We start from the raw sequence: 12,155 nt of genomic DNA, 5'->3' as shown, positions 1-12,155 counted from the left end.
GATAAGAAATGTAGAATAAATAAAGCTTTTGAAGATTTTTTATGTGAGGAAAACTGACATATTAAAAAGAATATTCAGAAAAAACATTTGACTACATCATTTTTTTCTGTAAAATATGAAATATAAAACTTTCATGTGAGGAAAACTAACATGAATAAAATTTGGGAGGTTATGCAATGGATGTTTCTTTTTTAATGAACAGTTTGTGGACAATGTTAGGTGCAATTTTAGTCGTATTTATGATTGGTGGTTTTATCTTATTAGAAGCAGGGTCAACTCGCATGAAAAATGCAGGACATGTTGCGAGTAAGACAGTCTTTACATTTGGTCTCGCTTCACTCGTATTTTGGGCAGTAGGTTACGCTTTTATATTCGGTAGTAATGCAAACTTCTTCGTCGGTATGACCGACTTCTTCTTTTCAGGTGAGCAAATTAAAGATGCGAGCCTTTCTACAACCGTCTTCTTTTTATTCCAACTTGCTTTTGCAGGGATTTCTGTAACCGTCGCACTCGGTGGTTTTGCAGAAAGAGCAAAGTTCTCTGTATATGTCATCTTCACTATTCTATTTAGCGCACTTATCTATCCTGTCATCGCACATTGGATTTGGGGTGGTGGCTGGTTAGCAGAACGCGGTGAACAAGATTTCGCTGGTTCAACAGTCGTCCATTTAACTGGAGCGATGGCGGCACTTGCTGCAACAATGCTCTTAAAACCACGTATTGGTAAATTTAATAAAGATGGCTCAGCTAATCGTATTACTGGTCATAACCAAGTTTATACAGCACTTGCTGTTTTGATTTTATGGGTAGGTTGGTTTGGTTTTAATGCAGGTTCAACTGTATCAGTAGATGAAGCTTTCTTCGGATTTGTAGCTGTAAATACGAACTTAGCTGCCGCAGCAGGTGCTGTTGCTGCAACTTTAATTTCATGGGTAGTACTTGGCAAACCGGATATTCCGTCTATTTTAAACGGAGCATTAGCTGGGTTAGTCGCTATTACAGCTGCTTGTGCGTTCGTTGACGTATATGCATCTGTCATCATCGGTTTTATCGCTGGAATCGTTTGTTTCTATAGCGCTCGTTTCTTGGAAGCGCGACGTATTGATGATCCGATTTTTGCATTATCTGTGCATGGTGTACCAGGGATTTGGGGAACGCTATCAACTGGATTCTTTGCAACACCTGAATTAGCTGTAGTCGGCAAAGCGGGTTTATTCTATGGTGGTGGTTTCGAACAATTATGGGTTCAAACATTAGGTGTTGTGACATGTGGTGCTTTTGCATTCTTCGGGTCATATATCATCTTGTATATCATGAAAAAAATCATGGGAACTTTACGTGTGACACAAGAGGAAGAAATTATGGGACTTGATTTAAGTGAACATGGTAGTTTTGGTTATCCAGAACATATGAAGCGTCGTGAACAAGAAGTGTGGAGTGAAGTCGATGAGAAGCTACACAGAAATTAAAGAATGGTTAGAAGATGTTCAGCAAGATGAGCTCGGCATTCGTTCTTTAAATGGTCTATATGATCGGGCGATGATTCAAGTCATTCGAATTGCACTAAAAAAATACCCTGAGCCACCTTGTCACTTCGCATGGTTTGTAATCGGTAGTGGTGGACGCAGAGAATTAGTTCCAACAAGTGATCAAGACCACGGCATTATGTATAGAGAGGATGGACATGAGCGCTATTTTCAACAATTAGGACAAGAGATTGCAGATGGTCTACACCAAATTGGCTTTTCTTACTGTGATGGCGGTGTTATGGCGAGTGAACGTGCATGGTGTCGTTCGCTAAATGAATGGCAAAAACAACTCATGGAATGGTATTGCAGTGATGACATAACAGCGACTCGTCATTTGCAAATGCTTTATGATTTACGCATTGTCTATGGGGATAAATCATATGAACAGATGGTGAAAAACTGGACGGAACCTCAAAGTCATGAACAACTTGAAAAATATATTTGTACAACGACGTGGGTGAAAAAAAGTATGACACCATTAGGGAAATTGATTTTAGAAAAATCGAAATATTTCGATTTTAAAAATGCAGTATATGTACCTTACATCAATAGTAGAAGATTACAAAAGATGGCGGGCATGCAACAAGATTGTAAACTATATGATGCCATTATGGAAATTCGAATGACAGAGCCTTCTTTCGTCGAAATTCAGCCATCCAATCGAAAAGCTATAAAAGAACTTGTGAAATCGGTTCGTAAATTACACAATGATGTGAGAGAAAAAATTGGAATCGGGTGTTCATAATGAATTTTTCAACCTTATTTCGTCAGCTCGTTGGGCGTGGACATACGGGACTAACGAATGAAGTCGCTTCGAAAGAGCAAATGGCTTATTTACGAAGACTAGAGAAAACGGTTCGATTAGCACGTGATTTTGACCAACCTTTTCATCAAAATGAATTTGTCATATTGGATATCGAGACAACAGGTTTTGAGGCATTAAGAGGAGATGAAATCTTATCGATTGGTGCCATTAAAGTAAGGGGAAATAAGGTAACAACGGAGCAATTTTATGCGCTGACGAAAATTCAAGGGTGGATTTCAAAAGAGGTAGAAGAACTGACGGGAATCACAAATAAAGAGATTGCAAATGCATTTCCGTTAAGGGATGTATTGGAACAATTTATGCGATTTATCGGACACCGACCTTTGATTGCTCATCATGCCCAACATGAACGTGATTTTTTAGAAACGTATTATTTAAAATGTTTTCAAAAGAAATTCCAACATCGCATTATTGATACGCATATCGCACTGCAAGTATGTGATGTAACGTCTTCTGTTATAACATTAGATGAAGCATGTACACATTATCAAGTGCCGATTAAAAATCGTCATCATGCTTTAGGAGATGCACAGTTAACAGCGCAGCTCTGGCTTGCTTTAGTCGAACAATTACAGGAATATGACATCAATACATTAGAACAACTCTATAGTCAATATATTCAAAGGTAGGTTAAAATTTGTGTTTTTTGGTTATGGTGTATACGATAAAAGGGAACTATAACTAAAGGAGAGATGCGAGTATGTATCGTAAAGTAGATGATTTTATTCGAGATTGGAACTATTCAGCAGCAGGAACTTTAAAAGCGATTGAGGCATTAGAAGATGATAAACTCGATCAAGCAATTGTTGAAGGGCATAATACATTAGGGTGGTTAAGTAGTCATTTAGTAGATGCACCGAGTTTCTTCGGTGGATTAGCAGGGCTTGATGTACCGTCTATTCCAGAAGGTGAAAAACCAACAACGGTAAAAGAACTAGAAGAAGCTTATAAGAAAAAAGCAGCGAAAGTAGAAGAAGAAGCAACAAAACTATCTGATCACGATTTAGAGCGCAGAGTAGAAGCTTTCGGAAAAAATATGCCTGTTGGACAAGTGCTTCGTAGTATGATTGACCACCAAACGCATCACCGTGGACAGATGACGGTGTTAATTCGTCAAGCTGAACTACCTGTTCCACCAATTATGGGACCAACAATTGAGCAAGCTTAATTAAAAAATAGAAGTTGCATCGATGTGATGTAGCTTCTTTTTTTATTTTGTTATGTATTTAGAGGGCGCGGTAAAAAGGTATACATAAATGAAACAATTTAAACGAATCATTCGTATTACTTAAATGGAACCATTTGGATGGGTGAACCGTCCTCATATGCGGTCATATTGAATAAATCAAATGATGTATAATAGAAGCAATGATAAAGGAGGATTTACATGGATGCAGAACAGAGAAGACAAGATCGCAAAAAAATGAATAAGCGTACACGTCTACTACTAGGTGTTATTATTTTATCGTTAATCGAAATTATTTATTTCTACTTCATGGGAAAACCTTATAATTATGTGAATGGTTTAGATGATTTAATTGATTATATTATAGTAGGGAATATCGCTTTTTTTGTTGTGTATTTTGTGTTAATTGATGGGAATCAATTCCGAAAAAAATATATGTTATTTGCTGCAGCCTACGCGTTATTATTAGCAGCGCCATTCTTTTTTCATTCAAAAATGCCACAAACAAAAGTGGAAGAAGCACAAGCTCTTATTGTACGAACTGAAGGTGGTAAAGTGATTAAAGACCGAGATTATGCAAATGTGATTAAAACATATGAAGGAAAAGAAGTGTATTTAGTTGCTGTTGAAAAAGGTGATCGTGTATACCGTTATGCGTTTGACCCAGATAATCAACAATACTATTCTTTTTCTAAGTAAGGGGAGAATTAGATGACAGCGCATCGCTTTATATTGGAAGCGCAGTGGCCTGGTGGTAGAAATGAAGTGGGAACAATTTCTTCGGGTCAGCTCCAAACGAAAATTTCGATACCAAAAGAGATGGATGGACCTGGAGTGGGCACGAATCCAGATGAGATGTTGTTAGGTGCTGCAGCTACATGTTATTTGATTTCCTATGCAGCGATGTTGGAACGCGCGAAAATTATTCCTGTTGATTTAACGCTATCATCAGAAGGAATTGTCGATGTGACAAATGGTGTTTTCACATATGAAAAAATCACACATCATCCAACTATTTTGTTAGAAAAAAATACAGATGAGCGCACGCAGCGAATGGTACAACGATTAGCTGAAAAAGCCGAAAAAACGTGTATGATTTCAAAGGCGATTCGTGGAAATGTCGAATTAGCGCTAAATGTAACGATTCAATTTGCGAATGAATAGCGAAGAGCGTGTTCAAAGAAATCTTCTTTGAGCACTTTTTTTGTTATACTAGAAGAAAGAATAGAGGAGATATTACATGACACAACCACATATTATGCTTGTGGATGGTATGGCATTACTATTCCGCTCATACCATGCGACAGCACCAATGAATCAATTTTTTAGAAAAAAAGATGGTACACCAACGAATGGTGTTCAAGGATTTGCGAGACATGTGCTAAGTGCGCAATCGATTATGAATCCGACCCACCTCGCAATTTGCTGGGATATGGGGTCGCAAACATTTCGTAACGACTTATTTGAAGGCTATAAAGCACATCGTCCGGAACCACCTGAGGAGATGAAACCACAATTTGATTTGGCGCGCCAAATTTCAGATTTAATTGGTTGGAAAAGTTTTGGTCAAGTAGGAATGGAAGCAGACGATACGATTGGATCGCTCGTTGAAAAATGGAAGTCTGATGCGAAGATTACAGTTATTAGCGGTGATAAAGATTTATTGCAACTATTAAACCCAAATACAACGATTGCTTTAACAAAAAAAGGTTATTCAGAATATAATCCTTACACAATTGAACGTTTTGAAGAAGAGTATGCGATTGCACCAGAACGTTTTGCAGATGTAAAAGCATTTATGGGTGATTCGGGTGATGGATATCCAGGTGTAAAAGGGATTGGACCAAAAACAGCTCTTCAACTCATTCAAAAGTATGGAACAGTAGAAGGAGTTTTAGCTTCGATTGACGAATTAACACCAGGACAACGAAAAAAAATTGAAGCAGATGAAGAAATGTTGAAACTATCGCTACAATTAGCACGTATAAAAACAGATTTGATGATTGAAACAACAGTCGATGAATTAGCTTTACCAACTTGGAATGAAGAGAAATTTGAGCGCTTAATGGCAGAGGAGTATAGTTTGGTAGTAAGACATATAACATCATTAATGCGTTAGATAGGAGTGAGCAACATGAGAATTTCGGTCATGATTCTATGTGTATGTAGTGCAGCACTAGGTGTTTTCATGCTACTGACAAAGCAATTTCAATATTTACCTTTAGTCAATGTCTTTATGTGTATCGTGTTTCTTATGCTTGCATATCGAGAGTATAAAGAGCGAAAAGATTTGACGACGGTATGGATTTTGATCTTAGCGGCAGTTATTATTTTTGTTTTTACAGCAATAGGCGTATTTCTATAAAATAAAAAAACCGTTGACTACGGATTCTACAAAAAATAGAAGAGGTAGTCGAACGGTTTTTTTATGATTTAATTTGCATGCGGTCAATGACGAATTGATTAAATTCTTCTACATTGCCTTGTTCGATATCTGATAAAATATGACGTTCACCTTGGTTATAAAAAATCACTTCGTCGGGATGTAAGATGACTGCATCAATTTCATAATAATCAAATGTTAAAAATGCTGAATCATCGTGCGCATAAAAACAGATGCGTTCGTTTGTTGCAAATAAAGTCCCTTTTGTCTCCGCGTGGACATAAGCGAAATTCCCAACTAATTGCACTTGAACACGTTCATTTTTATTTAAAAAAGCATGTAAGTGTGTAGAGATTGATGTTGTATTTTCCATATGAAGCACCTCGCTTATTTTTATATTATATATCCGTATACCTTTTATACCGTCTATGTAAACCTCATATGTTAAAAGAAAAGGGACATTTAAGCCCCTGTTTCTTCAGATTCTTGTTCTTGAAATAGACGGTATGCTGATTTCTTCTTCCAAGCTGATTGAACAAATTGCATAAAATGATGTAAATTCGCTTCTTCGATATGTGAAATGGAGTATCTTTTATTTTTGGTTAAAATAATAATTTCACGACCGCTTAACACTCGATTTCGCTGATAAATAGCTTCAATCTGTTCGTATGAAATACTGCGAATCTGATAGCTTTCATCATCTGTCATGCACAAGTAAATATGTTCGGTTGTAGCAGCTACTAAAGTCGAACATTTAAACAAACGATTCATTTTCTCATCTGCATGAAGACCATTTAAAGAATATTCAATCTTTTCGTGTGGTAATAACGTTTTATAGAGCGCTTCCTGTGCATATATGTCCATAAAGGTGCACCTTCCTACATTCAATTTTAAAATTTATACCACGAAGAAAGTAAAATAAAACACTATTTTGGCCGAATTCCTATAAATGTGAGTGCATGTGCATTTGGTGCATAAGGAATTTCATGTGTTCGACTAGCTCGATTCGGTGTACCTAAATCTTCAACGATTAAATAAAGACCATCTCGTTTCCAATAGAATCCCGTCATAACCGTCCAATGATATTTAAAATAAGAAGGGCGATTTAATTTCCAAGTAAAATAGCGGTCGAATTTAACAGCTACTGGCTGTTTTTGTTGAATCCAATGTATAGCTTCAAAGAGCCGTAATGTTCGAACTGAATAGTTGCCCTGCACAGCCCTCGGTAAAAACCAATGAATAAAAGCAGCAGGTAATCCAATCTTTGTACAATGTAGTGCTTTGTAAAGTTGATTAATAGACAGAGCATCATCTTTATAAAAATGTAGAATCGAAGCAACTGCAGTAGGACCACAAGCGGAAGAACGATAAGATTTTTTAACATTTGAATCATATTGTGAATAGACGGGACAATCAAAATTAATCTTCATTTTTTAAATTCTCTGTAAAAAAATGTAGTTCTTTATAAAGATGTTCAAGAGCTAGGCGATATGTTGGATAAGTCTCCAACTGCTCATTAAAACCAGATTTAACAAAATTGAAAATCACTTCAGGTTGAAATCCTGTATAAACAACGCGAATTCCTACAACAGTTAAAGTCGTGTGTAGATTACGTAAAGCATCCGATAATTCATCGGTCGACATCATAATCGTATTTTTGTGCGAAATTCCTGTGAAGTCCATAATGACGGTTTTTACATGGCGATGTTCTTGTAAGTAGTTGAATAACTTTGCTTCAATTTGTGTAATGCGCTCTTGAAATAAATGACCACTTAAAGGCATGAGCAATGTATTGTTTAAGCTGGATTCGATTAATGGAACAGACATTTCTTTAATAATCGATTTGTACTGCGCTATTTCATGACGTAGTAAAGTAATTTGATCTTCTAAATTCTGTGCCACCCATCATCACATCCTCTAACTGATTTTCTTAAGTATAGCCGAAAAGTAGTAGTTGGGTAAATATAGTAATATGACAAATAAAAGTTTTTAAGTAGAAAAATGGATTGTTCAGAAAGAAAAAAACTAGCATGATGAAAATTCACGCTAGTTTGGAGTGATTAACTTCATCACTCATTAGATATTTGCATCTAAGTATTCAGTTACTTGTTCAGGTGATTTAGCATTTGCACTGTGTAAGTGTGCTAGTTTTTCACCATTTTGGAAGATTAGTAAACTAGGAATACCCATTACATCATATTTTTCAGCTAATTCAGGTAGTTCATCACGATTTAATTCATACCAGTCAAATTGTGTGTACTTTTCGATGATTGGATCGATGAACATGTTCATACGTGTACAGTCTGGGCACCAGCCTGCGTAAAATTTAACAAGCACTTTTTTGTCAGTCGAAATAAGTTCGTTGAATTGTTCAACAGTTGTAATTGGTTTCATTATGAAATCCCTCCTATGTATTATTATTCTACAATTTTTTAGAGAAAACGCATAGTATGTTGTACCGAGTACGGAATAAAGGACAGAAAATGTGTATAATAAAGAAAAAATATACTTTTATTAGAAAAATCGTATTTTTTCGTTGCAATCATTTTTAGATTGGCATAGAATGGGTTTATAAGCCAATGGCTATTTTTTTTAATCAAAAAATGAATGGTTATTCATTCAATGTGGAAGGGGCGAGTTGTTCATGGTAAGACGTATTCAAAAAGCAGCTGTTCTTGGTTCGGGCGTCATGGGTTCAGGAATTGCAGCACACTTAGCGAATTGTGGGATTGATACCTACTTATTCGATATCGTACCACCGACATTAACAGAAGAAGATCAGGCGAAGGGGTTCACTGTTGAACATCCAGCGTTTCGAAATAAATTTGCTAATACGGCAATTCAGAAGTTACAAAAGCAAAAACCTGCACCACTTACAACCAAGAGAAGTCTACAGAGAATTACAACGGGGAATTTAGAAGATGATGCTCATCGCTTAGGCGAAGTTGATTGGATTATCGAAGTTGTAACTGAAAATTTAGAGATTAAAAAAGCACTCTATACAAAAATCGATGCTGTTCGAAAAGAAGGAACGATTGTTAGTTCAAATACATCGGGAATTAGTATTGATACCATGGCAGATGGACGTTCAGATGATTTCAAAAAGCATTTTTTAGGAACACATTTCTTCAATCCACCTCGCTACCTAAAATTACTTGAAGTCGTACCATCCTCTTATACAGATGAGTCGATTGTTCAATTTATGAAAACATTCGGAGAAGATGTATTAGGAAAAGGTGTTGTTATTGCAAAAGATACACCGAACTTTATCGCAAATCGTATTGGCACATATGGGCTGCTAAAAACATTACAAGTCATGCTAGAAGACGGTTATTCAGTTGGTGAAGTGGATTCCGTAACAGGACCACTAATTGGACGACCAAAATCAGCGACACTTCGTACATTAGATGTTGTAGGTCTGGATACATTTATCCATGTAGCGAATACGGTGTATCACAAAACAGACGGTGAAGAACAGCGTGTATTTGAAGTACCGGCACATATGCAGAAGATGGTCGATGCAGGTCACTTAGGAGCGAAATCAGGTAAAGGATACTTTGTAAAACAAGGAAAAGAGATTTTAGAGTTGAACATTGAAACATTTGAATATGTACCAACAACTAAATTGCAAGCTCCTTCAATTGAACAAAGTAAACAACTAAAAGGCTTATCGAATCGTTTAAAACATTTAATTTATGCAGAGGATCGTGCGGGTGAATTATTATGGAAGATTATTAGTCCAACACTTGTATATGCAGCTGAAAAACATGGTGAAATTGCAGATGATATCGTAGCGATTGATGAAGCAATGCGCTGGGGGTTCGGTTGGTCGCAAGGACCATTTGAGATGTGGGATGCAATCGGTGTTGAACGCGCAGTTCAAAGATTGGAAGAACAAGGACAAAAAATTCCGACTTTCGTTCAACAACTATTAGCAGAAGGACATCAAACTTTCTATAAAGAGATTGATCATGTACTACACTACTATAATGGTGAAACGTATGTAGCTGTTCCAAAGAATGAAAAAGAAATCAATTTAAAAACATATAAAAAACAGCATGGTGTATTAAAGTCGAATGCTGGTGCAAGCGTAATCGATTTTGGAGATGGTGTATTACTACTAGAATTCCACTCGAAATCAAATGCACTCGGATTAGACATTATGCAAATGCTAACACATGCACTTGATTTATTAGATACATCAGACGATTACAAAGGACTTGTGATTGGGAATCAAGGTAAAAACTTCTCAGTTGGTGCGAACCTTGCCATGATTTTAATGGAAGCAGAAGACGATGCTCTATTCGAATTAGATTATATCGTGCGCCAATTCCAACAAGGTACACTTCGTATGAAATATAGTAAAAAGCCTGTTGTTGCAGCACCATTCGGCATGACGCTCGGTGGTGGAACAGAAGTATGTTTACCAGCAGCACATATTCAAGCGACAACAGAAACGTATATGGGGCTTGTTGAAGCAGGTGTGGGCTTGCTACCAGGCGGTGGCGGTAATAAAGAATTATACATGAAGCACTTAAAAGGTTTACCGAAAGATGTAGCAGTTGACTATGTACAAGTGGCAGCATCGGTATTCGAAAAAATTGCAACAGCGAAAACCTCTACTTCAGGTGAAGAAGCACGTGACTTAGGTTTCTTAAATCAAGCAGACGCTGTCAGTGTGAATCCAGATCATCAATTATATGATGCCAAACAAGCCGTACTTGGTTTAGTTCAAGCTGGTTATCAAGCGCCAGTGCGAGAAAAAGTGCCTGTATCGGGTGCGCCAGGGTATGCAGCCTTATTACTAGGAGCAGATGCCATGTTGAAATCAGGTTATATCTCGCCATATGATTTAGAAATTGCGAAAAAAATTGCACATGTATTAGCAGGCGGACTCGTACCATATGGTTCTCTTGTAGATGAAGAATATTTATTAGACTTAGAGCGCGAAGCCTTTTTATCACTTGTTGCACAGCCAAAAACACAGGCGCGTATGCAGCATATGTTAATCAAAGGTAAGCCACTAAGAAACTAAGAGGGGGGATCTGAATTATGCGTGAAGCAGTCATCGTAGCAGGTGCTAGAACACCAATTGGAAAAGCAAAAAAAGGCTCGTTAAAGCAAGTAAGACCAGATGATTTAGGTGGACTTGTTGTGAAAGAAGCTCTAAAACGAGCAAATTATACAGGTGAAGTGGAAGATTTAATTATCGGTTGTGCCATGCCAGAAGCAGAACAAGGGCTAAATGTAGCACGTAATATCGGTGCGTTGGCAGGATTGCCTGATACAACTTCAGCTATTACAGTGAACCGCTTCTGTTCATCAGGTTTACAAGCGATTGCATATGCAGCTGAAAAAATTATGCTCGGACATGCAAAAGCCATTGTAGCTGGTGGAATTGAATCGATGAGTATGGTGCCAATGATGGGGAATGTTATTCGACCAAATGCGAAATTAGCAGAGGAAGCGCCTGAGTATTATATCGGAATGGGGCATACAGCAGAAGCTGTTGCAAGTAAGTATGGTGTGACGCGAGAAGAACAAGATGCGTTTGCTGTACGTTCACACGAAAGAGCGGCACAGGCAATTGCTGAAGGCAAATTTAATGATGAAATCGTACCAGTAGAAGTAACGGAACGTTTTGTAGATGAGCAAAATAAACTACAAGAAAAGACATTCACTTTCAAAATGGATGAAGGCGTTAGACAAGGAACGAGTGTTGAAACGTTACAAAAATTGCGTCCAGCCTTTCATGTGAAAGGGAGTGTTACAGCAGGGAATGCTTCTCAAACATCGGACGGAGCAGCAGCTGTACTCGTGATGGACCGCGAGGAAGCAGAGGCGCAAGGGTTACAACCAATGGCGAAGTTTTTAGGGTTTGCTGTTGGCGGTGTACCACCTGAAATTATGGGAATTGGTCCTGTAGTTGCGGTACCAAAAGCTTTAAAAATTGCAGGCTTAACGATTGAAGATATTGATTTGTGGGAGATAAATGAGGCGTTTGCTTCACAGTCGATTCAAGTAGTAAAAGAGCTAGGAATTGATCTTGAAAAAGTGAATGTTAATGGTGGTGCAATTGCGCTTGGACATCCACTTGGCGCAACAGGAGCGATTTTAACATTAAAACTATTACATGAACTAAAAAGACAAGGGAAAAAATATGGTGTTGTGACAATGTGTATCGGTGGCGGTATGGGTGCAGCAGGCGTATTTGAAATGATCTAACAAACA

The 12,155-nt window shown here is 37.5% G+C and carries 15 protein-coding genes; 10 read left to right on the top strand and 5 right to left on the bottom strand.

Features of this window, described 5'->3' with window-relative positions:
- Positions 1-176: 176 nt before the first annotated feature.
- From QN089_RS11595 to QN089_RS11560, 8 genes are all read left to right on the top strand, one after another.
- On the top strand, positions 177-1,469 hold the full coding sequence (locus QN089_RS11595; protein ID WP_087680017.1) for an ammonium transporter: 1,293 nt from the start codon (positions 177-179) through the stop codon (positions 1,467-1,469).
- Positions 1,447-2,274 (top strand): DUF294 nucleotidyltransferase-like domain-containing protein, encoded by an 828-nt coding sequence (locus tag QN089_RS11590; protein ID WP_068451364.1) that lies wholly within the window; start codon positions 1,447-1,449, stop codon positions 2,272-2,274. Before QN089_RS11595 ends, QN089_RS11590 begins: the two co-directional genes overlap by 23 nt.
- Entirely contained in the window at positions 2,274-2,984 is a 711-nt protein-coding gene (locus QN089_RS11585; protein ID WP_068451367.1) for an exonuclease domain-containing protein, read from the top strand. Before QN089_RS11590 ends, QN089_RS11585 begins: the two co-directional genes overlap by 1 nt.
- Positions 2,985-3,055: 71 nt before the next feature.
- Complete coding sequence (locus QN089_RS11580) at positions 3,056-3,523, top strand: DinB family protein (RefSeq protein ID WP_068451369.1); 468 nt, start codon at positions 3,056-3,058, stop codon at positions 3,521-3,523.
- 219 nt (positions 3,524-3,742) lie between these two features.
- Positions 3,743-4,240 carry a hypothetical protein gene (locus QN089_RS11575; protein WP_231726977.1) on the top strand — a complete coding sequence of 166 codons (498 nt, stop codon included), beginning with the start codon at positions 3,743-3,745 and terminating at the stop codon, positions 4,238-4,240.
- Between the two features lie 12 nt (positions 4,241-4,252).
- On the top strand, positions 4,253-4,705 hold the full coding sequence (locus QN089_RS11570; protein WP_087680018.1) for an OsmC family protein: 453 nt from the start codon (positions 4,253-4,255) through the stop codon (positions 4,703-4,705).
- A 76-nt stretch (positions 4,706-4,781) separates the two neighbouring features.
- A complete protein-coding gene (locus QN089_RS11565; protein ID WP_068451375.1) occupies positions 4,782-5,660 on the top strand; it encodes a 5'-3' exonuclease in 879 nt (292 codons plus the stop codon).
- 15 nt (positions 5,661-5,675) lie between these two features.
- On the top strand, positions 5,676-5,906 hold the full coding sequence (locus tag QN089_RS11560; RefSeq protein ID WP_068451378.1) for a hypothetical protein: 231 nt from the start codon (positions 5,676-5,678) through the stop codon (positions 5,904-5,906).
- A gap of 61 nt (positions 5,907-5,967) precedes the next feature.
- Here QN089_RS11560 and QN089_RS11555 read toward each other — a convergent pair whose 3' ends face one another.
- From QN089_RS11555 to QN089_RS11535, 5 genes are all read right to left on the bottom strand, one after another.
- Complete coding sequence (locus tag QN089_RS11555) at positions 5,968-6,297, bottom strand: PH domain-containing protein (protein ID WP_068451381.1); 330 nt, start codon at positions 6,295-6,297, stop codon at positions 5,968-5,970.
- 89 nt (positions 6,298-6,386) lie between these two features.
- Positions 6,387-6,788, bottom strand: coding sequence for a PH domain-containing protein (locus QN089_RS11550; protein WP_068451384.1), 402 nt, complete (start codon positions 6,786-6,788; stop codon positions 6,387-6,389).
- A 62-nt stretch (positions 6,789-6,850) separates the two neighbouring features.
- Complete coding sequence (locus QN089_RS11545; RefSeq protein WP_068451387.1) at positions 6,851-7,354, bottom strand: C39 family peptidase; 504 nt, start codon at positions 7,352-7,354, stop codon at positions 6,851-6,853.
- Complete coding sequence (locus QN089_RS11540; protein ID WP_068451390.1) at positions 7,344-7,826, bottom strand: STAS domain-containing protein; 483 nt, start codon at positions 7,824-7,826, stop codon at positions 7,344-7,346. Before QN089_RS11540 ends, QN089_RS11545 begins: the two co-directional genes overlap by 11 nt.
- A gap of 174 nt (positions 7,827-8,000) precedes the next feature.
- Positions 8,001-8,318 (bottom strand): thioredoxin family protein, encoded by a 318-nt coding sequence (locus QN089_RS11535; RefSeq protein ID WP_068451393.1) that lies wholly within the window; start codon positions 8,316-8,318, stop codon positions 8,001-8,003.
- A 250-nt stretch (positions 8,319-8,568) separates the two neighbouring features.
- Here QN089_RS11535 and QN089_RS11530 point away from each other — a divergent pair, with 250 nt between their 5' ends.
- Both QN089_RS11530 and QN089_RS11525 read left to right on the top strand, forming a co-directional pair.
- Complete coding sequence (locus QN089_RS11530) at positions 8,569-10,959, top strand: 3-hydroxyacyl-CoA dehydrogenase/enoyl-CoA hydratase family protein (protein ID WP_068451396.1); 2,391 nt, start codon at positions 8,569-8,571, stop codon at positions 10,957-10,959.
- Between the two features lie 17 nt (positions 10,960-10,976).
- Positions 10,977-12,149, top strand: coding sequence for an acetyl-CoA C-acetyltransferase (locus QN089_RS11525; RefSeq protein WP_068451398.1), 1,173 nt, complete (start codon positions 10,977-10,979; stop codon positions 12,147-12,149).
- Positions 12,150-12,155: the final 6 nt, after the last annotated feature.

Origin of the sequence: Kurthia sp. YJT4 (assembly GCF_030219945.1) — a bacterium.
Classification (GTDB): domain Bacteria; phylum Bacillota; class Bacilli; order Bacillales_A; family Planococcaceae; genus Kurthia; species Kurthia gibsonii.
Note: the sequence above shows the minus strand (reverse complement) of the source record. Positions and strands in the feature narration are given on the sequence as shown.

Excerpts from the sequence above, each read along its gene's own strand:
- QN089_RS11565 (WP_068451375.1), top strand. The coding sequence starts at position 4,782 with ATGACACAACCACATATTATGCTTGTGGATGGTATGGCATTACTATTC.
- QN089_RS11545 (WP_068451387.1), bottom strand. The coding sequence starts at position 7,354 with ATGAAGATTAATTTTGATTGTCCCGTCTATTCACAATATGATTCAAAT.
- QN089_RS11525 (WP_068451398.1), top strand. The coding sequence starts at position 10,977 with ATGCGTGAAGCAGTCATCGTAGCAGGTGCTAGAACACCAATTGGAAAA.
- QN089_RS11595 (WP_087680017.1), top strand. The coding sequence starts at position 177 with ATGGATGTTTCTTTTTTAATGAACAGTTTGTGGACAATGTTAGGTGCA.
- QN089_RS11530 (WP_068451396.1), top strand. The coding sequence starts at position 8,569 with ATGGTAAGACGTATTCAAAAAGCAGCTGTTCTTGGTTCGGGCGTCATG.
- QN089_RS11560 (WP_068451378.1), top strand. The coding sequence starts at position 5,676 with ATGAGAATTTCGGTCATGATTCTATGTGTATGTAGTGCAGCACTAGGT.
- QN089_RS11585 (WP_068451367.1), top strand. The coding sequence starts at position 2,274 with ATGAATTTTTCAACCTTATTTCGTCAGCTCGTTGGGCGTGGACATACG.
- QN089_RS11590 (WP_068451364.1), top strand. The coding sequence starts at position 1,447 with ATGAGAAGCTACACAGAAATTAAAGAATGGTTAGAAGATGTTCAGCAA.
- QN089_RS11535 (WP_068451393.1), bottom strand. The coding sequence starts at position 8,318 with ATGAAACCAATTACAACTGTTGAACAATTCAACGAACTTATTTCGACT.
- QN089_RS11575 (WP_231726977.1), top strand. The coding sequence starts at position 3,743 with ATGGATGCAGAACAGAGAAGACAAGATCGCAAAAAAATGAATAAGCGT.
- QN089_RS11580 (WP_068451369.1), top strand. The coding sequence starts at position 3,056 with ATGTATCGTAAAGTAGATGATTTTATTCGAGATTGGAACTATTCAGCA.
- QN089_RS11555 (WP_068451381.1), bottom strand. The coding sequence starts at position 6,297 with ATGGAAAATACAACATCAATCTCTACACACTTACATGCTTTTTTAAAT.
- QN089_RS11570 (WP_087680018.1), top strand. The coding sequence starts at position 4,253 with ATGACAGCGCATCGCTTTATATTGGAAGCGCAGTGGCCTGGTGGTAGA.
- QN089_RS11550 (WP_068451384.1), bottom strand. The coding sequence starts at position 6,788 with ATGGACATATATGCACAGGAAGCGCTCTATAAAACGTTATTACCACAC.